The organism is Komagataeibacter xylinus (genome assembly GCF_004302915.1).
GTDB lineage: Bacteria > Pseudomonadota > Alphaproteobacteria > Acetobacterales > Acetobacteraceae > Komagataeibacter > Komagataeibacter xylinus_C.
Genome location: NZ_QQBI01000001.1, coordinates 286,446 through 307,634, shown reverse-complemented (window position 1 = coordinate 307,634; position 21,189 = coordinate 286,446). Strand labels below are relative to the sequence as shown.

The window sequence follows — 21,189 nt, the reverse complement described above, 5'->3', positions numbered from 1 at the left end:
GTCTGTGTCAGGATGGGCGGAATGCGGCGGGTTGGCGGGGGTGTACACGCTAAATTGGGCGCCCCGTATCTGGATCGGGGCAGGCGATGGTGATACGCGGCAGATGGCCTGCGCCCATGGGCAGGCGCCACAGCAGAAAGGACAAGGGCATGGAGGACTGCATGCTGGACGCGCGTCCCGTCATCTCCACGCATCCGGCTCCCGGCCCGGTGCAGCCTTACCTGATCTTTCCCCGCCCGGAATGGGCAGCACTCCGCGCCAATGTGCCGCAATCGCTGGGCGAGGCCGATATCGCAACACTGCGCGGGCATAACGAGCCGGTCTCGCTGGAAGACATAACCGAGATCTACCTGCCGCTGTCGCGCCTGCTCAACCTGCATGTCATGGCCACCCGCAGCCTGAACAGCATGGTCAAGAGCGCGTTCATGGGCAGGCCGGGCGTGACCATGCCGTTCGTGATCGGCATCGCGGGCAGTGTGGGAGTGGGCAAGAGCACGTTTGCCCGCCTGCTGCAGGCCGTGCTGTCGCGCTGGCCCGACCACCCGAATGTGGCGCTGGTCACGACCGATGGCTTCCTGCTGCCCACGCGCGAGCTGGAAAAGCGCAACCTCATGCACCGCAAGGGCTTCCCCGAAAGTTATGACCTGCGGCAGATGATCGGCTTCCTCTCGGCGCTGAAGGCTGGCGGGCGCAACCTCAGGGTGCCGGTCTATTCGCACGAGGCCTATGACATCGTGCCCGACCGCTATCAGGTGATCGACCAGCCCGATATCCTGATCTTCGAGGGGCTGAACGTGCTCCAGACCGTGTCCGAGCAGCCGTTCATGGCGTCTGATTTCTTTGATTTCTCGATCTATCTCGATGCCGATACGAAGGTGATCGAGGACTGGTACGTCAAACGCTTCCTGCTGTTGCAGAAAACCGCCTTCCGCAAGCCCGGCTCCTATTTCCACCATTACGCCGACCTGCCCGAACGTGAGGCCGGGCAGCTTGCGCGTGACATCTGGCGGCGCATCAACCTGCCCAACCTGCAGCAGAACATCCTGCCCACGCGCGAGCGCGCCCGCGTGGTCATGCACAAAAGCCCGAGCCATGCGATCGATACGGTGTGGATGCGCCAGATTTAAGGATCGGGTTTTAAAAGAGTAAAGGTTTTCGGGTGCCGTCTTTTTTTTAAAGGCGGCAATCTTGCAATGCTTTTTGCAAAACGTTTCACCAGAAACCTTTGCCGGTTGTGCGGCTGAACTTCTCTTTGGCATAAAAACGGCCCGGATTGCCCCGGGCCGCTCTGACTGCGCGAAGAGGTGCGAGCCGCTTATGCGTTGAGATAGACGGTCTTGGTATCGACATAGGCTTCAAGCCCGTACTGGCCGTCTTCGCCGCCAATGCCGCTATCGCCATAACCGTGGTGGAAGCCCTGCGCGGCCTCGCCACCTTCACGGTTGACGTAGATCTCGCCAAAGTTCAGCTCGTTGGTCATGCGCATGATGTTTTTAAGGTTCTGCGTGAACATGTAGGCCGACAGGCCATAGCGCGAGTTGTTGGCCTGGGCGATGGCATCATCAAAGTCTTTCACGCGGATCAGCGACAGCACGGGGCCGAACACCTCGTCCTGCGCAATATCCATCTCCGCCGTGACCCCGGTCAGCAGGGTGGGAGCGTAGAAATTGCCCTGGTCATACGCGCCGCCGGTCAGCCGCTTGCCGCCGTGCTCGACCTTCGCCCCCTGGCTGATGGCTTTCTGTACGATCGCATCGACCTTCTCGAGTTCGGCGGCGCTGATCTTGGGGCCCATGTCGGTGGTTTCATCAAGCGGGTTGCCGGTTTTCAGCGCGGCCACCTTCTTGCGCAGGCGTTTGAGGAATTCGTCATATACGGCGGTGTGCACATAGGTGCGCTCGTTGGCCGTGCAGACCTGCCCGCAATTCATGAAGCGCGCGGCAACAGCCGCATCCACCGCCTTTTCAATATCGGCATCCTCCATCACGATGAACGGGGCCTTGCCGCCGAGTTCAAGCCGCACTTCCTTCAGCCCTTCGGAGGCGGCGGCCATGATCTTGCGGCCCGCGGGCGTGCTGCCGGTCATGGTGATGAGCTTGGTGATGGGATTGGTCACGAGCGCGTTGCCCACCGTGGCGCCGCCGCCGGTCACGACATTGAACACGCCCTTGGGGAAGCCCGCCTCGACCGAGAGTTCGGCCAGCGCGAAGGTGGAAAGCGGGGTGAGTTCATGCGGCTTGATGACGAAGGTGTTGCCTGCGGCCAGGGCCGGGCCGAGCTTGCGCGCGGTCAGCGCCAGCGGGAAGTTCCATGCCGAGATGCCCGCCACCACACCGTGGGGGATCTTCTCGATCAGGATTTTCTCGCCGGGGCGGCTGCCGGGAATGATGTTGCCCTCAAGGCGGCGCACATTCTCGGCGGCGAAGCGGATCAGTTCGATGGCGAACCCCACCTCGATGCGCGCTTCCTTCAGCGGCTTGCCGTTCTCCAGGGTGATGATGCGGGCCAGCTTTTCGCTATCGCGCCGGATCAGTTCAATCAGGCGGTAGAGGTAATCCGCCCGCTCGGTCGCAACCAGCCTGCTCCATGATCGAAAAGCCGCCTGTGCCGCCTCGAGTGCGGTGTTGACATCGTCTTCGCTCGCCACGGCCACCGTGGCCAGAACAGCACCCGTGGCGGGATTGTGGATGGTGTCGTGCGCGGAGTTGCCGGGCTTGTGCCAGTCTCCATTGATGAACAGGTCATAGGTTTTCGGTTTGGACGAGATATGGATCATGATCCGGACTTTCCTTGTGCGGGCAGGTCATGGCGCGCGGCAAGGCCACCCGCGCCCCGTTGAGGGGGCAGGGTGGATGCGCGCGGGCTGTCAGTAAGGCGGGGCGCAGGCTCAGGATTCCAGGAACGGACGCCCCTCATGGGCCACGAGCAGGTCGTGCATGTCGGTTGCGTGTTCTTCCTCTTCCGCCAGGATCTTTTCGAGCATGATGCGCGTTGTGGGGTCATGATCGGCAAAATAGCGGATCAGTTCACGGTAATGCTCGATCACCAGCCGTTCGGCCACCAGGTTCTGGCGCACCATTTCAACGAGGTTGCCGCCATTGCCATATTCGGAGGCGGAACGGGTGGCCAGCCCCTCGGGCGAGAGATTGGGCACGCCGCCAAGCTGGTCGATGCGCGCGGCCGCCCACATCATGTGGGCGCGTTCTTCCTTGGCGTGGGTGGCGAACTCGGCGGCCACGCTCTCGCTGGTAATGCCCTCGACGGAGATGGAATGCATCGTATAGCGCAGCACGCACACAAGCTCGGTTGCCACCACCGTCTGCAACAGGTCGATGGCGGTCTGCACATTGCCCTGATAGGCGGGGGTGAGCGCGCCTTTTTCAATTGCTTTCTTCGCGCGTTCGCGCAGGGTCTTCACGTCGGTCAGGAACGTATTTTCAGCAATATCGGCCATGATGGGTTTCCCTGTATGTGGCGGCCCGCACATGGTGCAGGCCAGTTGAAAGGGGTTGCTGGCGTAACGGGCCGAAAGAGTGCGTGGTTCCCCCAAAATGGGCTGCCTTTCATGACAAAACGCCCATAAACCCGAGAAAATGGGGGTTGAGGCAGGTTTTTCGCCTGCACAGGCGTTGCCATTCACGTCCAGATCATTATTGATCTGAATTAATAAGACCTATTTGCATTAAGGATTACTCAAGCGCATGGTAGCATTCACCGCAGGCCAGCCCGAAAAGCTTCCCCGCCGCGCCTTGAGCGAGGAAGCCTATGATCATGTGCGTCGTGGGCTGATCCGTAGCCGGTATCGCTCGGGCGAACGGCTGGTCCTGCGCCCGCTTGCCGCTGAGCTCGGGCTGAGCCCCACGCCGGTGCGCGAGGCGCTGCTGCGGCTTGTGTCCGAGCATGCGCTGGAACTCAACGACCGCAATACCGCCGTCGTGCCCGCCATGACCCAGCGCAGCTTTGCCGAGATCCATGATTTGCGGATGGATCTTGAAATGCGCCTTGCTGCCGCCGCCGCCCAGCGCGCCTCTTCCCACGGTATCGAGGCGCTGGTCATCCTGCAGCACCAGTTCATGGATGCCTCGCGCGCGCGTGATGACGGGGGCATGGCGGCTTTCAACGCCGATTTTCACACTACGGTGGCCACCCTGGCCGAACTGCCCCTTACGGCCAACATCCTGCGCAACCTGTGGATGCGGATCGGGCCGATCTATGCCCTGTCACGCCCGATGATCCAGGTCGAGCACGAAGGTCGCACCCACCCGCATGAAGAACTGATCATGGCCCTGCGCCAGCGCGACGTGACCGCCGCCCAGGCGGCGGTCACGCGTGATTTCGAGCATGCGCGGCGCTGGATCGAGCCCCGCCTGTCGTAACCGGCGGGGCTGGCTGGGGCCGCCTTAAGGCTGGCCCGAGGGGCGCATCTGCGGCACTTCGATGTCGATTTCCAGCATCGAGACGGAATTGCCGCGGTCCAGTTTCACCTGGACCTTGTCCTGATCAACGGCGATATGCCGCTTGATCACTTCAAGAATTTCGGCCTGGAGCTTGTTCAGCAGGTCGGATTCATTGCCATTGCCGGTGCGCTCATGGGCCAGCAGGATCTGCAGGCGGTCGCGCGCGACGGGGGCCGAGGTCTTGGAACCGCGGCCAAAGAAGGAACCGAACAGGCTCATCAGCTTTTCCCCTTGAACAGGCTTGCCAGCAGGCCCTTGCGTTCAACCGGTACGGTTACTTCCAGCTTCTCGCCTTCCAGCCTGCGCGCGGCTTCGGCATAGGCGCGGGCGGGCGGGCTGTCGGGGCTGCTCAGGGTGACCGGCGCGCCCAGGTTGGAGGCGCGCAGCACTTCCTCGCTTTCGGGGATGATGCCGAGCAGCGGGATGGACAGGATCTCGAGAACATCCTCGATGCGCAGCATCTCGCCACGGGCGGCGCGGGCGGGGTCATAGCGGGTGAGCAGCAGGTGCTTCTCGATCTTGCCGCCGCCCTTGGCCTTCTCGGTCGTGCTGTCGAGCATGCCGATGATGCGGTCGCTGTCACGCACCGAGGAGACCTCGGGGTTGGTGACCACGATGGCATGGTCGGCATGGTACATGGCCAGCTGCGCGCCGCGCTCGATGCCGGCGGGGCTGTCGCAGATCACCCAGTCGAACTTTTCACGCAGCTGCGCCATCACGCTGGCCACGCCCTCGGCGGTCAGCGCATCCTTGTCGCGTGTCTGCGAGGCGGGGAGGATGGAAAGCGTCTCGATCCGCTTGTCGCGGATCAGCGCCTGCGAGAGCTTGGCATCGCCCTGGATGACATTGATCAGGTCGAACACCACGCGCCGCTCGGCCCCCATGACCAGGTCGAGGTTGCGCAGCCCGACATCGAAATCGACCACCACCACATTCTGGCCGGTCTGTGCCAGCGCAGCCCCGAGTGCTGCCGTGGACGTTGTCTTTCCGACGCCGCCCTTGCCGGATGTGACAACCAGCACTTTTGCCATGGGGGTAGTTCCTTGAGCGCTTTTGGGGGGTGTTTTCTTGTTCATGACCTGATGGATACGGTTGTAATATGGATGGGCGCGCATGATGCGCAACGGGGGCGGGACTTAAGGCTCAGGGTTTGCGGCCCCTGATTGTGGGCGGAACAAGCGGCTGGACCACAAGTGTGTCATTATTGAGAATGATCTGCGCCGGTTTTTCAACATAGCGGGGGTCGATTTCCTCGGCGGTGATGTAATAACCGTCGATCGCCAGCAGTTCGGCCTGCATGGAATGGGCGAAGATGCGGGCATCGGGCTGGCCGTTCATGCCTGCTATGGCGCGCCCGCGCAGCGGACCATAGACATGGATCGACCCGCCTGCCGTCACCTCCGCCCCCGAGCCGACCGAGCCGAGGATGATGATGTCGCCATCAGGGTTCATGATCATCTGGCCGGAGCGGATCGGCTGTTCGATGAGCATCGAGCCCCCGCGGGGCGGCTCGATGGGGGCCGGGGTCGTGTCATCGGGTATGTCCACGGCCCCCGAGGCGCGCCCGCCCTGAAAGCCTGCGGGCCAGTCCCACCCCGCGCAGGCGGGCCAGGTGGCGTCGCCGCCTTCGATTCCGATGATGCGGATGCCGCGCGCGCGCAGCGCGGGGTACAGTTCGGCCAGCCCTTCGGTCCCGGCCTCGAGCAGCGAGAGGTCGAGAATGACCGGCTTGCCCGCGAAAAAGGCGCTCGATCGCGCGATCTGGGCATCAAGGCCTGCCAGCCAGTCGGCCAGCAGGGGTTCGGGTGAAAGGACCAGGGCCAGGAAGGACCGGCCACGGGCGCGGATCTTGGGTGTGGGACGCAGTTCGTCTGGCAACGTGTTCCTGTCCTGCTCTGGGTCAATGGGGCCTGTCTGTTTCAGCTACCGCGCCGGGCTGCGACTGTCGAGGAAATCCTGCCTGTTTAAGGGCATTTACGGCCAGTTCCGCATCGATATGGGCACGCGCGCGCACTCGGGGCTTGGCGAAGGGCGTGGCAATGCAATAAAGCGGGAACATGCGCATCCTCTACCACCTTCCCCTTTCGCCCTATTGCCGCAAGGTTCGCCTCGTGATGGGTGAAAAACGGCTGCCGTTTGAACTCAAGATCGAGCGTGTGTGGGAACAGCGCCCCGACTACCTTGATCGCAACCCCGCCGGCACCGTGCCCATGCTGCAGGAGGATACCGGGCTGTGCATTCCGGATTCGTGGGTGATCTGCGAATACCTTGAGGAAGCCTATCCCGACACCCCGCTGCTGGGCCGCACGCTGGCCGAGCGGGTGGAGGTGCGCAGGCTGGTGGTGTGGTTTGACGAGAAATTCGGCCGCGAGGTCTCGCGCAACCTGCTGACCGAGAAGGTGTACAAGCGCATATCCGGCAGCGGCAACCCCGATGGGGCAGCACTGCGGGCAGGGTATGCCAATATCCGCACCCATCTGTCCTATATCGACTGGCTGGCCGAAACGCGGCGGTGGCTGGCGGGCAACCAGCTCTCGCTGGCCGATTTCGCGGCGGCTTCCCATCTGTCATGCCTCGACTTCCTTGATGATGTGGACTGGTCGCGCGCGCCTGCCGCCAAGGACTGGTATGCCCGCGTCAAGAGCAGGCCGTGCTTCCGCTCCGTGCTGCAGGACCGGATTTCCGGCTTTACGCCGCCCGCCCATTACGCGGACCTGGATTTCTAGCGCATGGCAGTGCAGGGCCCCGGTCATGATGCCATCGTGCTGGGCGCGGGGGCCGCGGGCCTCATGGCCGCCGCCACGGCAGGGCAGGGTGGCGCGCGCGTTGTGGTGCTTGACCACGCGCAGCACGCGGGGCGCAAGATCCTCATATCCGGCGGCGGGCGGTGCAACTTCACCAACATGGATGCAGGCGCGGGGCAGTTCCTGTCCGCCAACCCGCACTTCGCCAAATCGGCGCTGGCGCGGTACACGCCCGCCGATTTCCTGGCCCTTGTGCAGCGCCACCGCATTCCCTGGCACGAGAAGGCGGCGGGCCAGCTCTTCTGTGACCGTTCGGCGCGTGACATCGTGGACATGCTCATGCGCGAATGTGCTGCAGGCCATGTGGAGATGCGCCTGTCGCACCGCATCATCGATGTTGCGCGTGATGGGGCCGGGCAGTACCGCGTCGAGACCGACCACGGCGTGTTCCATGCGCCGAGCCTGATCGTGGCTACTGGCGGGCTGTCGATTCCCAAGCTTGGCGCCACGGGGCTGGCGCATGACCTGGCCCGCCGCTTCGGGCTGGGCATGGTGGCCCCGGCGCCCGCCCTCGTGCCGCTGACCTTTGGCGCGCGCGACATGGCGTGGATGGAACCGCTGGCCGGGCTTTCGGTCAATGTGGGCATTGCCTGCCATGAGGGCACGGGGCGGCAGGCGCGGCATGTCACCTTCCGCGATGGCATGGTGTTCACCCATCGGGGGCTGTCGGGGCCTGCCATCTTGCAGGCATCATCGTACTGGCAGCCGGGTGAAGCACTCGAGATCGACCTGCTGCCCGGCATCAATGCGGCGGCGCGGCTGCTCGAGATCAAGCGCGACCGCCCGCGTGCGGGCGGGGTGGCCATGCTGTCCATGCTGCTGCCGCAGCGCCTGGCGCAGCTTTTCGCGCAGTCCTGCCTGCCCGAAGGCCAGCTTGCGGGCCTGCCCGATTCGGTGCTGACCGATACGGCCGGCACGCTCGGGGCATGGCGGCTCAACCCGCATGGCACGGAAGGCTACGTGAAGGCGGAGGTCACGCGCGGCGGCGTGGATACGGCCTGTCTCTCCTCGCGTGATATGGAAGCGCGCGACGTGCCGGGGCTGTTCATGGTGGGCGAGGCGGTGGACGTGACCGGCTGGCTGGGGGGCTACAACTTCCAGTGGGCGTGGGCCAGCGGGCATGCGGCGGGGCAGGCCGTGGCCGAACGTCGCGGCTGAATGCTGTTTGCGGGCCAGCCTTTCCTGCTCGTCTTCCTGCCGCTGGTGCTGGGGCTGTATTATGCCGTAGCCGCCAGCAGGGCCGCGCGGCAGGGTGTGCTCATTGCCGCCTCCCTTGTCTTTTACGGGGTGTGGGACTGGCGGTTCGTGCCCTTCCTGCTGGGCATGACAGGCTTCAGCCAGGGTGTTGCCGTAATGTGGGGGCGCACCCGGTGGCGGGGCTGGCTGTGGCTGGGCATTGCGGGCAACCTCGCGGTGCTGTTCGGCTTCAAATACGCGGGCTGGCTGGCAGGCTGCGTGCTGGCCGCCATGGGCCATGCCCCTGCGCCATGGCCGGTGATCCTGCCGCTGGGGCTGTCGTTTTTCGTGTTCCAGAAAATATCCTACCTCGTTGACCTCAGGCGCGGGCAGGCGCGGGTTTACCGGCTGGCGGATTTTGTGGAGTTCGTGACTTTCTTCCCGCAACTCGTGGCAGGCCCCATCGTGCGGCATAACGAACTGATCCCGCAATTCGATGCCAGCCCGCGCGGACCTGCCATGTGGGAGAACCTCGGACGCGGCTTCCTGCTGCTGCTGGTGGGGCTGGGCAAGAAGGTGGGGCTGGCCGATACGCTGGGCAGCCTCTGCACGCCGGTGTTCGAGGCCGCCCATATGGGGCATGCTCCCGCACTGGGGGCGGCATGGCTGGCGGCCGTGAGCTTCATGCTCCAGATCTATTTCGATTTTTCCGGCTATTCTGACATGGCGATCGGCATGGCGCTGATGATGGGCATCCGCCTGCCATTCAATTTCAATGCGCCTTACCGCGCCGTATCGGTGCGTGACTTCTGGCGGCGGTGGCACATGACGCTGTCACGCTTTTTGCGGGATTACGTCTATATCCCGCTGGGTGGCAACCGCTGCGCGCCCGCGCGGCAGGCGGTGAACGTGATGGCCACCATGGGGCTGGCGGGGCTGTGGCACGGGGCGGGCTGGAATTTCGTGGCCTGGGGCCTGCTGCATGGCGGAGCCCTCGCCACAGCCCATGCGTGGGACCGCACCGGGCGTGCCCTGCCACGGGCCGTGGGCTACGCGCTGACCATGCTGTTCGTGCTGCTGACATGGGTGGTGTTCCGCGCCGCCGACCTACCCGCAGCAGGGCGCATGCTGGCGGGGATGATGGGCGTGCATGGCGGCGGCAGCGTAACGGTAGCCCACCCCGTGGTGCTGGGCCTTGCGCTGGCCATTGCGGTGATCGGCCCCGCATCGCAGCAGGTGGTGCTTGAGCGCGTGCGGCCCGCGCCGTGGCTTGCGGTGGCGGCCGGGATCGCCTTCGTGCTGCTGGTGTTTCTGGTGGGTGGCAGGCCGCCGGAGGCTTTCATCTATTTCCAGTTCTGAAAAACCCGTGCAGCCAACGTCGCTTTTTTGAAAAAAGGCAGCGCCCGGAAACTTTCATTCTGTGGATATATTGCGATATTCACGCTGCCTGTTGCGCAATCCATGGAATTTAAAAACCAGCCTGTAAACCTGCCAAAAACCGGAAGGAAGTTTCTGGTGAAGCTTTTTTCAAAAAGCTTCAAAAGCCCCCGTTTTTCAAGATAACATCGCCAGTATCATGCAGCCGGGACTGGTATTGGCCATGATGCTTCCCAATTTATGCAGATACAGCCCATAATGGGGCACGATTGCACCACCTACAGGCAGGAGCACATGGCAGGCAGGCGAGACAGCATGGATGACGGCCCGGCAGACCTGTTTGGCAATGCGGCTCCGCAGCCCTCCGCGCGTGGCCCGGTCGCATTTCCGCAGGCGCCTTCCGCCCAGCCCGCCCGCAACCAGCCCCTGGCCGACCGCCTGCGCCCCACCACGCTTGATGAGGTGGTAGGTCAGGACCACCTGCTCGGCCCCGATGGCAGCCTGCGCCAGATGCTGGCCCGTGGCTCGCTTGCCAGCCTGATTTTGTGGGGCGGGCCGGGCGTGGGCAAGACCACCATCGCCCGCCTGCTGGCCGCCGCCGCGGGCCTGCGCTTCGTGCAGCTTTCGGCCGTGTTCTCAGGTGTTGCCGACCTCAAGCGCGCGTTCGAGGAAGCCCGGCGCACGGCAGCCTCGGGCGGTGGCACGCTTTTATTCGTTGATGAGATCCACCGCTTCAACCGCGCCCAGCAGGATGGCTTCCTGCCGGTGGTGGAGGATGGCACCGTGGTGCTGGTGGGGGCCACGACCGAGAACCCCTCTTTTGCGCTCAACAGCGCATTGCTCTCACGCTGCCAGGTGCTGGTGCTGCACCGGCTGGATGATGCGGCGATGGAGCAGCTGCTCGACCGCGCCGAGGCCACCACCGGCAGGCCCCTGCCGCTCACGCCCGAGGCCCGCGCCACCCTGCGCGCCATGGCCGATGGGGATGGGCGCTACCTGCTCAACATGGTCGAGCAGCTTCTTGCCCTGCCGCCGCAGCGCGAGGCGCTTGACCCCGCCGCCCTGTCACGCCTGCTCGCCCGCCGCGCGGCGCTGTACGACAAGGACCGCGAGGAGCATTACAACCTCATCTCGGCGCTGCACAAATCCCTGCGCGGTTCCGACCCCGATGCCGCACTCTACTGGTTTGCCCGCATGCTCGAAGGCGGCGAGGACCCGCGCTACATCGCCCGCAGGCTCACCCGCTTCGCCGCCGAGGACGTGGGCATGGCCGACCCCCACGCCCTGCCGCTGGCGGTTGCGGCATGGGAGACCTTCGAGCGCCTTGGCTCGCCGGAGGGGGAACTGGCACTCGCGCAGCTCGTGGTGCATCTGGCCACGGCGCCCAAGTCGAATGCGGTATACAAGGGCTACAACATGGCCCGCCGGGCCGCACGTGCTACCGGCAGCCTCATGCCGCCAGCCCATATCCTCAACGCGCCCACCACGCTGATGAAGGATATCGGCTACGGCAAGGGCTACGAATACGACCATGATTCGGAGGGCGGCATATCGGGGCAGAACTACTTCCCCGATGGCATGCGCAGGCTGAAACTGTACCAGCCGACCGACCGGGGATATGAACGCGAAGTCGCGCGACGGCTGGACAGTTGGAACAGAGTGCGCGAAAGCCGTGGGTCATGAGTGTCGTTACCCTTACCGTCAGCGATGACGAAGCCGATATCCGCCTCGACCGCTGGTTCCGCAGGCATTACCCGCACCTGACGCAGGGCGCGTTGCAAAAGCTGTGCCGCACGGGGCAGGTGCGCGTGGATGGCAGGCGCGCCACCGCCGCCACCCGGCTCGCACCCGGGCAGGCCGTGCGCGTGCCGCCCATACCCAATGCCAACCGGCCGCCGCCGCTCGCGGTCAGGCCGCTCGATGAGCGGCAGGTGCGCGAGATCAACGAGATGGTCATCTACCGCGATGACCACCTGATCGTGCTCAACAAGCCCGCAGGCATTGCCGTGCAGGGTGGCCCCGGCATCACCCACCATATCGACGCGCTGCTCGAGGGCCTGCGTGAAAACCCCGATGACCCGCGCCCCCGCCTTGTCCACCGCATTGACCGTGATACGTCGGGCCTGCTGCTGGTCGCCCGCACGCCGGGTGTGGCCGCCAAGCTGGCCGCCGCCTTTCGCGGGCGTGACGTGCACAAGGTTTACTGGGCCGTGGTGGTGGGGCGGCCGTCGCCTGCCACCGGCATCATCGACCAGCCTTTGACCAAGCTGGGCGCGGGGGCAGGGGCCATCAGCGTGGTGGCCGAGCGGGGTGATGCGGATGCGGTGCATGCCCTGTCGGAATACGAGGTGCTTGATGCGGCGGCGCGCAAGATGTCGTGGCTCGCACTCTCGCCGCTGACAGGCCGCACCCACCAGCTGCGCGTGCATTGCGAGGCGCTGGGCAACCCCATACTGGGCGACCCGAAATATGGTGGTGACAAGGCGCATGTCACCGGATTTGCCGACAGGCTGCACCTGCATGCCCGCAGGCTGGAACTGCCGCACCCCGCAGGCGGCACGCTGGTGGTCGAGGCGGAGCTTTCGCCCCACATGCGCGAGACATTCAGGCAGATCGGGTTTGTCGCCCCGGCCGCCGCACCGGCCCGGCGCAAATAACGCCGCCCGGCACCACAGGACAGGAAGTAAAATGGCACAGAACGGAAATGCAAAACGGATCCTGATCGGGGGCGCGGTCGCCCTTGTGGTGATAGCGGGCGGCGGGGGGCTGGTGCTCAAATCCATGCTCGACCCCGATGCCGTGCGCGCCAAGGCCATTGCCGCGATTGAAAAACAGACCGGCCGGCAGGTGCGCATGGGCGCGCTGGAGTTCAGCGTTTTCCCCACCCTTTCGCTTTCCGTGAAGGATGTGGGCCTGTCTGACATGGCGGGCGGGGCCTATACCGACATGGTCACGGCGGACAGCCTGCAGGCCAGCGTGGGCCTGATGGCGCTGCTGCACCACGAGATCCAGCTTGATGGCCTGAAGCTCGACCATCCGGTCATCCACCTCGAGCGCACCGAACAGGGCATGGCCAACTGGCGCCTCACCCCCACCGGCGCGCAGGCCACCGCAAAGCCGGATGCCACGACCCAGCAGGCGGCATCGGACTGGAAGGTGCAGATCGGCAGCATCCGCATCAGCAATGCCGATGTGGACTGGGATGACCGCCTTTCAGGCAGCAAGGGCAAGGTCGTGCTCGACCACATCAACCTGACCGATGTGGATGGCAGCAAGCCCGAGATCGACGTGGCGGGCCATAATGATACCGGCAGCTTCACGCTGGCGGGGCATACGGGGTCGATCAACCTCACCTCCACCGCGCGCTCCGGCTGGCCGGTGGCGCTCAAGGCGGCCTTCAAGGCAGGCGGCGAGCAGGTGGGCCAGCTTGCGCTCGATGGCACCGTGGCCGATCCCGACCACATGAAGGGCTACAACGTCACGGTTGATGGCAACATCGCCAGCCTCAAGGCGATCGACGCCTTCGTGCCGGGGCTGAGCCTGCCTGATGTCCGCCGCCTCACCCTCAAGGCCAATGTGGTTGACGGGAGTGCCGCCGACAAGGAAGGCAGCGTGCCGCTGCTCAACTCCCTGCACCTCGACACGGGTGCGGTCGATGCGGGGCAGTACCTGTCGGGCCTGACCCTGCAGGGCCTGTCGATCGATGCGCCGGGGCCCAAGGATGCGGTCACCATCAACAGCCAGGGCCAGTGGCAGGGTAAGGGGCTGAAGCTGACCGGAACCCTCGGCTCGCTCCAGCAGCTTGACGCGGCGGTGATGTCGCACCTTGCCGAGGCGCTGCCGCTGTCGCTCGACCTGTCGGGCGATCCGGGTTCGCTGCGGGTGGCGGGCACGCTGGGCGGCTCGCGCGCGGTGGTCAATGTCACGGCCACGGCAGGCCAGCTGCCGCTGCCCAATGGCGCGGTGCTCGATCATCTTGATGCCTCGACCCATCTGGTGAGCGAGGATAACGGCGCGCATTTCCAGCTTTCCGATCTGGTGGTCAAGAGCACGCAGCTTGCGCTCAAGGGCGGGCTTGACCTGTCCGTGCATGGTGGCGCGGGCGGGGTGCCGCTGGTCAGTGGCACGATCGATGCAAGCTGGCTCAATGCCGATGCCCTGATGGGCCCACCCGCGCAGGCGGATGCGAAAAAGGTGACGGCAGCGCCCGCGCAGGCCAAGGCGAATGATGACGCCCTGCCGTTTGATGAATTGCGCAAGCTGGACATGGACCTGCGCCTGACGGTTGCGCAGATGGAATTCGAGGGCGATACGTACCGCAATGCCCTGACCCATATCAACCTGCGCAGCGGCGTGCTGAAGGTTGACCCCCTGCAGGCCGAAGGCACGGGCCGCCGCCTGTCGGGGCAGTTCGAGGTGGATGCCACTGCGGGCAAGACCCCCACGGTTTCGGGCACCATCGGCACGCTGGTGCTGCCCGCCGCCTGGCTGGAGAGCAAGGCCGGGCTTTCGAACATGGTGCAGGGTGCGTTGCAGGTGGTCGGTTCGGTCAGGACGCAGGGCAACACCCGCACCGAACTGCGTAACGGCATGAACGGGCACCTGGGCGTGTCGATGGTCAATGGCACGGTCAGCGGCAGCGCGCTGGGCGAGATGCTTGGTGATGCCGCGCGGGGCGCGCTGGGCTCCGGCCCGATCGCGCTGCGCTGCTTCGGCCTGCACATGGCCATGGCCGATGGCACGGCCAATGTCGATACCATCGGCGTGCAGACCAATGCGTTGACCGTAACAGGCAAGGGCACGGTGGGCATGGTGTCGCAGGCGCTTGACCTGCACCTGGTGCCGCAGCTCATGATCAGCGGCACCGGGGCCTCCGTGCCGCTGCGCGTGGGCGGCACGCTTGCCGCGCCGCGCCCCAAGATGGATGCGGGCTCCGACGGGCGTTATGCCATCGGCCTGCTGCTTGGTGGCTCAAGCAGCAATGCCGTGGCCGATCCCTGCCCGGCCACCCTCAAGGCCGCGCGTGAGGGCGCAACCGGCCCCGAACCCACCACGGCAGCGCCCAAGGCGGAAGGCGGCGCCAATGGCGCGGCTGGCCTGATTGGCAACTCCAAGGCCTCGCCCGACGTGAAAAAGGTGGGCGGCCTGCTCAAGGGGCTGGGCATCCTGAAATGATGAAGGATGGCGTACGCCCCCCCACGCCCCAGACCGCGGGCCTGCGCCGGCGGTTCTGGGTCACGGCTGCGATCAGCCCGGTTGCCGGGGGCGGCTTTACGGTGGAGCTCGACGGGCGGGGCATCCGCCTGCCCGGCGGCACGGCGCTGTGCGTGCCATCGCGCGCGCTGGCACAGGCCATTGCCGATGAATGGATGAAGGCAGGCGGGGAAAAGGGCGGCCATTTCACGCCCGATGACCTGCCCATGACCCGCATCGCGGGCACCATGATCGAGCGCGTGGCCCCCGACCCGGCAGCGCAGGTCGCGGCCCTGCTGCATTATGTGGATGGCGAGTTGCTGTGCTACCGCGCCGATTATCCGGCCCCACTGTGCCGGCAGCAGCAGGCACAGTGGGACCCGCCGCTTGCATGGCTGCGCGCGCGCCATGGCATCGACATGGCGGTCACGACGGGCATCATGCCGCTCGTGCAGTCACCCGCCGTGCATGACGCGTGGCGGACGCTACTGACGCCGATGGATAATGCTACCCTGGCGGCATTGGGCGTGATGGTGCCCGCGATGAAAAGCATCGTGCTGGGGCTTATGGTCGTGACCGGTGCGCTGCCTGCGTCAAAGGCCGCCGGGATTGCCAGTGTGGACGAGCGCAGCCAGATGGAAACATGGGGCGAGGACGCGAAACTGCTCGAAGCCCTGCGCGGGCAGGCGGTGGAGGTGGAGGATGCGGCGCGCTTCCTCCAGCTCTGCCGGGGCGTGTGAAAACGCCTACTGTTATAGGACTGCCCGCCGACCCACATGGTTGGGTAGTGAGACAACACCCATCTCCTCCCCCGAAAGTCTCGGCAATCAGGTGGATGGCGGCAGGGCCAGGGGGCGCTTCTTCATATGCAAGGGCCAGGACCTGTTTGCCAGCGACGGTGACGATTCTGACATTGACCGTGACGGATCACTCAAGCCATCGAGAAAATCAAAAGCTTCAAAAAAAATGCTGCCTTCCTGAATAAAGGCAGCATCCAAAAACTTTTATTTCTGTTTTATCCCCGCCTCAGGGCACCAGCACCGTGGCGCTGGCCAGGCAGGCAATGCCTTCCTCGCGGCCGGTAAAGCCGAGGCGCTCGGAGGTGGTGGCCTTGACCGAGATGCGGTCGACATCAACCTTGAGCAGCTCGGCAAGGCGGGCCCGCATTGCTTCGGAATGCGGGCCGATCTTGGGGCGCTCGCAGATCAGTGTGACATCGGCGTTGACCAGCATGCCCCCGCGCTGGCGGATGCGCTCGCCTGCATGCACCAGAAAGCGCGCGCTGTCGGCATCCTTCCATTCATTCTGGCTGGGCGGGAAGTGGCGGCCAATGTCACCCTCGGCCAGGGCGCCGTAAATGGCGTCGCACAGCGCATGGATGCCCACATCCGCATCGGAGTGGCCTGCAAGGCCGCGCGTGTGCGGCACGTTGATGCCACACATGATGAGCGGGCGGTTCTCGGCAAAGGCATGCACATCGTAGCCCGTGCCGGTGCGCGGCAGCAGGGTCGGGCCGATCAGGCGTTCCAGTCGCACCAGATCCTCCTTGTAGGTCAGTTTGATGTTGTCTTCCGCACCCGGCACGATGGCTACGGGGTGGCCTGCGTTTTCCAGTAGGGCGGCGTCATCGGTGGCATCGGCGGCTTCGGCTGCGCGGTGCAGGTCGCGCAGCAGCCCGAAGCGGAAGCCCTGCGGCGTCTGGGCGCGGAACAGGTCGGTGCGCGGCACGGTATCGGTAATGATGCCATCCTTCGCGCGCTTGATGGTGTCGGCCACAGGTACTGCGGGGATCACGCCCGCATGCTCGGCCAGCGCCGCGATCACGCCCTCGGTCACGCTGGCGGGCACGTAGGGCCGCGCGCCGTCATGGATCAGTACCAGGTCGGGGCGCTCGCCCCCGGGCAGGCGGTCAAGCGCCTCAAGGCCTGCGCGCACGCTGGCCTGGCGCGTCTCGCCACCGGGCACCACGGGCAGGACCGCGCAGCCCTCGGGCGCAAAGCCTTCAAGCGCACGGGCCAGCAGGGCTGGATCGCCCACCGGCTGGATGAGGCCGACATGAGGGGCAAGGGCATCCGCCGCGTGGCGGATGACGGGCCAGCCGCCGAGCGTGACATACTGCTTGGCGACGGGGGTCGCGGTCTGGGCGCTGTACCGGCTGCCCTGGCCCGCGGCGAGAAGAATGGCTGCAACACGCATGATGCGGAGCAATGCGGCCATGTGGGCCGCGCGTCAAGCATTGTGCGCGGACAGGGGCAATGTCGGGGCTGTTCCGGCCGCCCTTTCTGGGTGTCACAATCGGGCAAAAATGTTCGTTGCGTGCCGCGAAGCTGATTGCACGGGGCGGCGGGAGCAGGTATTCTGCCTAAATCATAAGCATTCTTGATGGATAATGTAGCTGGCCCGTTTCCACATTGCCGCATGCGGCTGGAAAGCCGGCGGGGAAGTAGGGTTTCATGTCGTCTCAACTGCTCTCGCCCATTGATCTGGGTGGCGGGGTCATTCTCAGGGCGCCGGTCATTCTCGCACCCATGGCGGGGGTGACCGACCTGCCGTTCCGCAGGCTGGCGCGCAGCCTCGGCGCGGGGCTGGTCGTGTCGGAGATGATCGCGTCATGGGCCATGATCCGCGAGAACGAGACCACGCTGCGCATGGCCGAAGTGGCCGATGATGGCCCCAATTCGGTCCAGCTTGCCGGGTGCGACCCCGAGGCGATGGGTCAGGCGGCACGGATCGCGGTTGATCGCGGGGCGGACATCATCGACATCAATTTCGGCTGCCCGGTCAAGAAGGTGGCCGTGGGCCAGCTTGCAGGCTCCGCCCTGATGCGTGACGAGGCCCATGCCGGCCGCCTGCTTGAGGGCGTGGTGCGCGCGGTCAATGTGCCCGTAACACTCAAGATGCGCATGGGCTGGGACCATAACAGTCTCAACGCCCCCACACTGGCCCGGATTGCACAGGAATCGGGCATTCGCATGGTAACCGTGCATGGCCGCACCCGCCAGCAGTTCTATAACGGCACGGCGGACTGGCATTTCGTGCGCAACGTGGTCGATGCGGTTGACCTGCCGGTCATCGTCAATGGCGATATCCTAAGCGTGGAGGATGCCCGCGTGGCGCTGGAGCGCTCGGGCGCGCAGGGCGTCATGATCGGGCGCGGCTGCTATGGCCGCCCGTGGTTCCTGGCCCAGGTGGCGCGCGCGCTCATGCATGGCGAGGATATTCCCGAGCCGGACCTGGTGGCGGAAAAGGCCATCGTGCTCAGGCATTACGGCATGATGATCGACCATTTTGGCGCCCATCCCGGCCTGCGGCTGGCGCGCAAGCATGTGTCATGGTACTCGGCGGGCCTGCCGGGCTCGGCTGGGTTCCGCGCTGCCGTGAACAAGATGGACACGGTCGATGGCGTGGTCGGCATGATCCATGAATTCTATGACGGGCAGATTGCGGCAGGCCATGTGCGCGGGCCGCGCCCCTCCACCGTGGAGGCGGAAAGGGCCGCAGCGCGCGCGGCATGAACCAGACCCCGCCCGCACCTTCCGGCCATGTACCCTGCGCGCCCGATAACGTAACGGGCAACGGGCGGGTCATACTCGATTCGCTGGCCCTGCCGGTGGTGGTGGTGCGCGCCGATAACGCCATCGGCTACGTCAACAGCGCCGCCGAGCCGTTTTTTGGCATGTCGCGCGCGCATCTGGTGCAGATGCGCCTGACCGATATCCTGCCCGGTGACAGCCCGCTCTTTTTGCTGATGGAACAGGTGCGCGCCCAGGACCATACCGTGGTCGAGCACGAGGTCACGCTCGAAAGCCCGCGCCTGCGCCACGAGGGCGTGACCGTGCAGGGCGCGCCCGTGATGGAGGAGCCCGGCTCGGTCGCGCTGACATTCCATGATTTCTCGGCCGTGAAGGTGCTGGACCGCCAGCTCACCTTCCGCTCGGCCGCGCGCAGCGTTGCGGGCATGGCGGCCATTCTGGCGCATGAGGTCAAGAACCCGCTCTCGGGCATAAGGGGGGCGGCGCAGCTGCTTGAAACCTCGGTGGGCGAGTCAGACCGCGAGCTGGCCGTGCTGATCCAGGACGAGGTCAACCGCATCCGCGACCTTGTGGACCGGATGGACATGTTCAGCGACCGGCCGCTCGAGCGCAGGCCGGTCAACATCCATCGCGTGCTCGAGCATGTGCGCAGGCTGGCCCAGCAGGGCTTTGCCGCCGATATCCGCTTCGAGGAAGTCTATGACCCCTCGCTGCCGCCGGTATGGGGCAACCGCGACCAGCTGGTGCAGGTGCTGCTCAACCTGGTGAAAAACGCCGCCGAGGCCCTGCACGACCACCCCGAGGGCGACGCCCCGCCACAGATCACGCTCACCACCAGCTACCGCCCCGGCATCTGGGTTTCCACCGGGGCGGGCAGCCAGCGCGTGCAGCTGCCGCTGCTGGTTTCGGTGCGCGATAACGGGCCGGGCATTCCCGAGAACATCCGCCCGCACCTGTTCGAGCCGTTCCTCACCACCAAGACCACGGGTAGCGGGCTGGGGCTGGCGCTGGCGGGCAAGATCGTGGGCGACCATGGCGGCGTGATCGAGGTGGAAAGCCGCCCCGGCCGCACCGAGGTCCTGCTGCACCTGCCTGTCGTGACCGAAGACCGTGGCACGCCCTGAAGCCCTGCCAGAGTTGAGAGATTTATAGCGTATGTCGCTGCCGACCATTCTTGTTGCCGATGATGACCGCTCCATCCGCACGGTGCTGAGCCAGGCGCTTGGCCGCGCGGGCTATCAGGTCCGCGCCACGGCCCAGGCCTCTACCCTGTGGCAGTGGGTGGAGGAAGGCGAGGGCGACCTCGTGATTACCGACGTGGTCATGCCCGACGAGAACGGGCTCGACCTCATTCCGCGCATCCGCCGCATCCGCCCCGACCTGCGCGTGGTGGTGATGAGTGCCCAGTCCACGCTCATGACGGCGGTCAAGGCCACCCAGCGCGGCGCGTTCGAATACCTGCCCAAGCCCTTTGACCTCAAGGAAGTGCTGGCCGTTGTCGCCCGCGCGCTGGCCACCCCCGCCATGCCGGTGCAGCCCGCGGTGGTGGCCCCCCGGCCTGAGGAGCAGATGTCGCTCATCGGGCGCTCGGTGGTGATGCAGGACATCTACCGCATCATCGCCCGGCTCACGACATCGGACCTGACCGTGATGATTACGGGCGAGAGCGGCACCGGCAAGGAACTCGTCGCCCGTGCCCTGCATGATTACGGGCCGCGCCGGGCGGGGCCGTTCGTGGCCATCAACATGGCCGCCATTCCGCGCAACCTGATCGAGAGCGAGCTGTTCGGCCATGAGCGCGGGGCCTTTACGGGGGCGACGAGCCGGGTGGCGGGCCGCTTCGAGCAGGCGGCGGGCGGCACGCTGTTCCTCGATGAGATTGGCGACATGCCGCCCGAGGCCCAGACAAGGCTGTTGCGCGTGCTGCAGGATGGCGCGTTCACCACCGTGGGCGGCACCGTGCCCATCCGCGCCAACGTGCGCATCATCGCCGCCACCCACCGCGACCTGCGCCAGGCGATCCGTGAAGGCAACTTCCGCGAGGACCTGTATTACCGCCTGAACGTGGTGCCCATGCGCCTGCCGCCCCTGCGCGAGCGGGTGGAGGACATTCCGCTGCTCGCGCGCCACTTCCTCAACGAGAACGCCGATGGCGCGGGCAACGTGCGCGTGCTCGATGAGGCGGCGATGGCCCGCCTGCAGGCCTATCGCTGGCCGGGCAACGTGCGCGAGCTTGAAAACCTGATGCGCCGCATCACCGCACTCCACCCGCAGGAAAGCATCGGGGCCGACATCATCGATGCCGAACTGGCTGAAGTCAGCAGCAGCGGCGCGCCGGGCGAGGGGGGCGGCAGCACCGAAACCCTGGCCGAGGCGGTCGAGCGCCACCTCAAGCGCTTCCTCGCCGCGGGCGCGGGGCAGGATGACATGCCCATGAGCGATATCTATGACAAGGTGATTGCCGAGGTGGAGCGCCCGCTCATTGCCATGATGCTCTCGGCCACGCGCGGCAACCAGATCCGCGCCGCCGCCATGCTGGGGCTGAACCGCAATACGCTGCGCAAGAAGATCCGCGATCTCGACATTCCCGTGGTGCGCGGGGGGGCATGACCACGCCCGCCCCGTCGCGCCCCGGCGTTGCCTACCGCC

At 65.6% G+C, this 21,189-nt stretch carries 18 protein-coding genes; 12 read left to right on the top strand and 6 right to left on the bottom strand.

Features of this window, described 5'->3' with window-relative positions:
- Positions 1-149 precede the first annotated feature (149 nt).
- Positions 150-1,127, top strand: coding sequence for a type I pantothenate kinase (coaA, locus tag DV027_RS01380; protein WP_130730255.1), 978 nt, complete (start codon positions 150-152; stop codon positions 1,125-1,127).
- A 188-nt stretch (positions 1,128-1,315) separates the two neighbouring features.
- Here the strand turns inward: coaA and aldA are convergent, their stop codons facing one another.
- Together aldA and DV027_RS01370 are read right to left on the bottom strand one after the other, a co-directional pair.
- Entirely contained in the window at positions 1,316-2,776 is a 1,461-nt protein-coding gene (aldA, locus tag DV027_RS01375) for an aldehyde dehydrogenase (protein ID WP_130730168.1), read from the bottom strand.
- A gap of 111 nt (positions 2,777-2,887) precedes the next feature.
- Complete coding sequence (locus DV027_RS01370) at positions 2,888-3,454, bottom strand: ferritin-like domain-containing protein (RefSeq protein ID WP_061276070.1); 567 nt, start codon at positions 3,452-3,454, stop codon at positions 2,888-2,890.
- A 247-nt stretch (positions 3,455-3,701) separates the two neighbouring features.
- Here DV027_RS01370 and DV027_RS01365 point away from each other — a divergent pair, with 247 nt between their 5' ends.
- A complete protein-coding gene (locus tag DV027_RS01365) occupies positions 3,702-4,376 on the top strand; it encodes a GntR family transcriptional regulator (protein ID WP_130730167.1) in 675 nt (224 codons plus the stop codon).
- A 24-nt stretch (positions 4,377-4,400) separates the two neighbouring features.
- Here the strand turns inward: DV027_RS01365 and minE are convergent, their stop codons facing one another.
- The 3 genes from minE to minC form a co-directional block, all read right to left on the bottom strand.
- Positions 4,401-4,676, bottom strand: a complete 276-nt coding sequence (gene minE, locus DV027_RS01360) for a cell division topological specificity factor MinE (RefSeq protein WP_130730166.1) — start codon at positions 4,674-4,676, stop codon at positions 4,401-4,403.
- The gene (gene minD, locus DV027_RS01355) at positions 4,676-5,488 is read right to left on the bottom strand and encodes a septum site-determining protein MinD (RefSeq protein WP_130730165.1); all 813 of its coding nucleotides are present in this window, start codon (positions 5,486-5,488) and stop codon (positions 4,676-4,678) included. Before minD ends, minE begins: the two co-directional genes overlap by 1 nt.
- 112 nt (positions 5,489-5,600) lie before the next feature.
- Complete coding sequence (gene minC / locus DV027_RS01350; protein ID WP_130730164.1) at positions 5,601-6,335, bottom strand: septum site-determining protein MinC; 735 nt, start codon at positions 6,333-6,335, stop codon at positions 5,601-5,603.
- A gap of 179 nt (positions 6,336-6,514) precedes the next feature.
- On the opposite strand from minC, the gene fzlA reads away from it, so the two are divergent.
- From fzlA to DV027_RS01315, 7 genes are all read left to right on the top strand, one after another.
- Positions 6,515-7,183 (top strand): FtsZ-binding protein FzlA, encoded by a 669-nt coding sequence (gene fzlA, locus DV027_RS01345; protein WP_130730163.1) that lies wholly within the window; start codon positions 6,515-6,517, stop codon positions 7,181-7,183.
- Positions 7,184-7,186: 3 nt separating this feature from the next.
- Positions 7,187-8,419, top strand: a complete 1,233-nt coding sequence (locus tag DV027_RS01340) for a BaiN/RdsA family NAD(P)/FAD-dependent oxidoreductase (protein ID WP_130730162.1) — start codon at positions 7,187-7,189, stop codon at positions 8,417-8,419.
- Positions 8,420-9,796: an MBOAT family O-acyltransferase gene (locus DV027_RS01335; RefSeq protein ID WP_130730161.1), complete on the top strand. Its 1,377-nt coding sequence runs from the start codon at positions 8,420-8,422 to the stop codon at positions 9,794-9,796. It abuts the gene before it with no gap.
- Between the two features lie 312 nt (positions 9,797-10,108).
- On the top strand, positions 10,109-11,497 hold the full coding sequence (locus tag DV027_RS01330; RefSeq protein WP_130730160.1) for a replication-associated recombination protein A: 1,389 nt from the start codon (positions 10,109-10,111) through the stop codon (positions 11,495-11,497).
- Positions 11,494-12,471: an RluA family pseudouridine synthase gene (locus tag DV027_RS01325; RefSeq protein WP_130730159.1), complete on the top strand. Its 978-nt coding sequence runs from the start codon at positions 11,494-11,496 to the stop codon at positions 12,469-12,471. The genes DV027_RS01330 and DV027_RS01325 overlap by 4 nt, the downstream gene beginning before the upstream one ends.
- 31 nt (positions 12,472-12,502) lie before the next feature.
- The gene (locus tag DV027_RS01320) at positions 12,503-14,989 is read left to right on the top strand and encodes an AsmA family protein (RefSeq protein WP_130730158.1); all 2,487 of its coding nucleotides are present in this window, start codon (positions 12,503-12,505) and stop codon (positions 14,987-14,989) included.
- Complete coding sequence (locus DV027_RS01315) at positions 14,986-15,747, top strand: ATP12 family chaperone protein (protein WP_130730157.1); 762 nt, start codon at positions 14,986-14,988, stop codon at positions 15,745-15,747. The genes DV027_RS01320 and DV027_RS01315 overlap by 4 nt, the downstream gene beginning before the upstream one ends.
- Positions 15,748-16,033: 286 nt before the next feature.
- On the opposite strand, the gene ispF is transcribed toward DV027_RS01315, so the two are convergent.
- Positions 16,034-17,203, bottom strand: a complete 1,170-nt coding sequence (gene ispF, locus DV027_RS01310; RefSeq protein WP_130730253.1) for a 2-C-methyl-D-erythritol 2,4-cyclodiphosphate synthase — start codon at positions 17,201-17,203, stop codon at positions 16,034-16,036.
- 257 nt (positions 17,204-17,460) lie between these two features.
- Between ispF and dusB the strand changes: the two genes are divergently transcribed.
- The 3 genes from dusB to ntrC are packed head-to-tail and all read left to right on the top strand — an operon-like array spanning position 17,461 to position 21,150.
- Positions 17,461-18,522 carry a tRNA dihydrouridine synthase DusB gene (gene dusB / locus DV027_RS01305; RefSeq protein ID WP_130730156.1) on the top strand — a complete coding sequence of 354 codons (1,062 nt, stop codon included), beginning with the start codon at positions 17,461-17,463 and terminating at the stop codon, positions 18,520-18,522.
- Positions 18,519-19,664, top strand: coding sequence for a two-component system sensor histidine kinase NtrB (locus DV027_RS01300; RefSeq protein ID WP_130730155.1), 1,146 nt, complete (start codon positions 18,519-18,521; stop codon positions 19,662-19,664). The genes dusB and DV027_RS01300 overlap by 4 nt, the downstream gene beginning before the upstream one ends.
- A gap of 31 nt (positions 19,665-19,695) precedes the next feature.
- Complete coding sequence (gene ntrC / locus DV027_RS01295; protein WP_130730154.1) at positions 19,696-21,150, top strand: nitrogen regulation protein NR(I); 1,455 nt, start codon at positions 19,696-19,698, stop codon at positions 21,148-21,150.
- Positions 21,151-21,189: the final 39 nt, after the last annotated feature.

Bases quoted from the DNA above. Each gene is read 5' to 3' on its own strand.
- minD (WP_130730165.1), bottom strand. From the start codon at position 5,488: ATGGCAAAAGTGCTGGTTGTCACATCCGGCAAGGGCGGCGTCGGAAAG.
- DV027_RS01325 (WP_130730159.1), top strand. From the start codon at position 11,494: ATGAGTGTCGTTACCCTTACCGTCAGCGATGACGAAGCCGATATCCGC.
- DV027_RS01335 (WP_130730161.1), top strand. From the start codon at position 8,420: ATGCTGTTTGCGGGCCAGCCTTTCCTGCTCGTCTTCCTGCCGCTGGTG.
- aldA (WP_130730168.1), bottom strand. From the start codon at position 2,776: ATGATCCATATCTCGTCCAAACCGAAAACCTATGACCTGTTCATCAAT.
- ntrC (WP_130730154.1), top strand. From the start codon at position 19,696: ATGTCGCTGCCGACCATTCTTGTTGCCGATGATGACCGCTCCATCCGC.
- DV027_RS01365 (WP_130730167.1), top strand. From the start codon at position 3,702: ATGGTAGCATTCACCGCAGGCCAGCCCGAAAAGCTTCCCCGCCGCGCC.
- DV027_RS01330 (WP_130730160.1), top strand. From the start codon at position 10,109: ATGGCAGGCAGGCGAGACAGCATGGATGACGGCCCGGCAGACCTGTTT.
- DV027_RS01370 (WP_061276070.1), bottom strand. From the start codon at position 3,454: ATGGCCGATATTGCTGAAAATACGTTCCTGACCGACGTGAAGACCCTG.
- dusB (WP_130730156.1), top strand. From the start codon at position 17,461: ATGTCGTCTCAACTGCTCTCGCCCATTGATCTGGGTGGCGGGGTCATT.
- ispF (WP_130730253.1), bottom strand. From the start codon at position 17,203: ATGCGTGTTGCAGCCATTCTTCTCGCCGCGGGCCAGGGCAGCCGGTAC.
- coaA (WP_130730255.1), top strand. From the start codon at position 150: ATGGAGGACTGCATGCTGGACGCGCGTCCCGTCATCTCCACGCATCCG.
- DV027_RS01320 (WP_130730158.1), top strand. From the start codon at position 12,503: ATGGCACAGAACGGAAATGCAAAACGGATCCTGATCGGGGGCGCGGTC.
- DV027_RS01300 (WP_130730155.1), top strand. From the start codon at position 18,519: ATGAACCAGACCCCGCCCGCACCTTCCGGCCATGTACCCTGCGCGCCC.
- DV027_RS01315 (WP_130730157.1), top strand. From the start codon at position 14,986: ATGATGAAGGATGGCGTACGCCCCCCCACGCCCCAGACCGCGGGCCTG.
- minE (WP_130730166.1), bottom strand. From the start codon at position 4,676: ATGAGCCTGTTCGGTTCCTTCTTTGGCCGCGGTTCCAAGACCTCGGCC.
- DV027_RS01340 (WP_130730162.1), top strand. From the start codon at position 7,187: ATGGCAGTGCAGGGCCCCGGTCATGATGCCATCGTGCTGGGCGCGGGG.
- fzlA (WP_130730163.1), top strand. From the start codon at position 6,515: ATGCGCATCCTCTACCACCTTCCCCTTTCGCCCTATTGCCGCAAGGTT.